We start from the raw sequence: 1,144 nt of genomic DNA, 5'->3' as shown, positions 1-1,144 counted from the left end.
GCATGAGCTGAACGACATTTATCGTTCACTGTCGCATCTGAGCCCAATGGGGACGCAGTCCCACACCTTGCTCGAAGACGCGTCCAAAAGTGGGATCTATTCCGCCGCGAACATTCAGGCCGACGCCCAAAGCGCTTTGCAGGATCCAGCCCTTGCCGAACGTCTTCAGCAGGCTTTGAGAGGCACCGGCATTGACGAGCAGGAGGTGACACGTCGTGTCGAAATCGGCGCTGGCAATGCCGCGCTGGAGCGGCAATGGCTCGGACAGGACTTGAATGCGATTGCCGACAAGGAAGGCTATGACCTGTCTCGCGCCGATGAGCTTGAGAAAGCAATCGATCGCCTCGACCAGGTGCACAGTGATCTGGGTCGTTTGTTGGCCGATGCTGACGTTCTCAAGGATAGTGGGTCGGTGGAGTCTGACCGGCAGGAAGCCATCACCGACCGGCTTCCGCCGATCACTGCTGAAGTCCTGAGCCGTATGAGGGACGACCCAACCGCAGATCCATTCCGCAGCGATCTGGAGCGCGAGACCTTGAGGGCCGAACTGGAGGATCTGGCCGGTGAAGAAAACACCCCAGACTTGGCAATTGGCGATGAGACTGCGCTGGAGGAACATATCGAAGACCGCCTGGACCGGCTCTATGCGGCTAAAGCCTATCTGCAGAGCGACGCAGCTCTGGCGAACAGCGTGGCCATGGAGCACGTCCTCGACGAGATCGCCAATGAAGAAATTGATGTTCAACGCGAGCGGCAAGTCGATGCCGACGGCGAAAAGGGCCTGACGCATGGGTAAGACGCGGATCGCACTCGGCGTCATAAGCTTTGCTTTTCTCGGCGCGGTGTTCGGGTATGTTCTGTCGTCGGCCTTTCTGACCTTCCGCTGGTTCGGGGTCGGGGCCGATATCGATTTCCTGATGCTGGCGCGCAGCTATGGGGTTCTCCGAACGACCCATCCAGGCGATATGCAGATCGTTCACTTGCTTGTCGGGATCTGCACCGGGGGAGGTGTTTTGCTTAGCGCAGTTTTGATGAACGATGCGCTGACCAAATTCGGTGAAACCCACTGGCAGCAGATGTCTGAGATGAAACGGAACGGCTTTTTCGGCAAGCCTGGTCATGGTTTTGTCCTCGGCAAAATGGG

At 57.9% G+C, this 1,144-nt stretch carries 2 pseudogenes; both read left to right on the top strand.

Annotated features, from left to right (window positions below):
• Nucleotides 1–796, top strand: a pseudogene (locus AC2FNB_RS21300) (relaxase/mobilization nuclease domain-containing protein); the annotation flags it as partial.
• Nucleotides 789–1,144: pseudogene (locus AC2FNB_RS21295) on the top strand (type IV secretory system conjugative DNA transfer family protein); the annotation flags it as partial. The pseudogenes AC2FNB_RS21300 and AC2FNB_RS21295, both read left to right, overlap by 8 nt.

The sequence above is a fragment of the Ruegeria sp. BHSB058 genome (genome assembly GCF_059613285.1).
The sequence above is the reverse complement of the archived record's forward strand: the minus strand, read 5'-3'. Positions and strand labels throughout refer to the sequence as shown.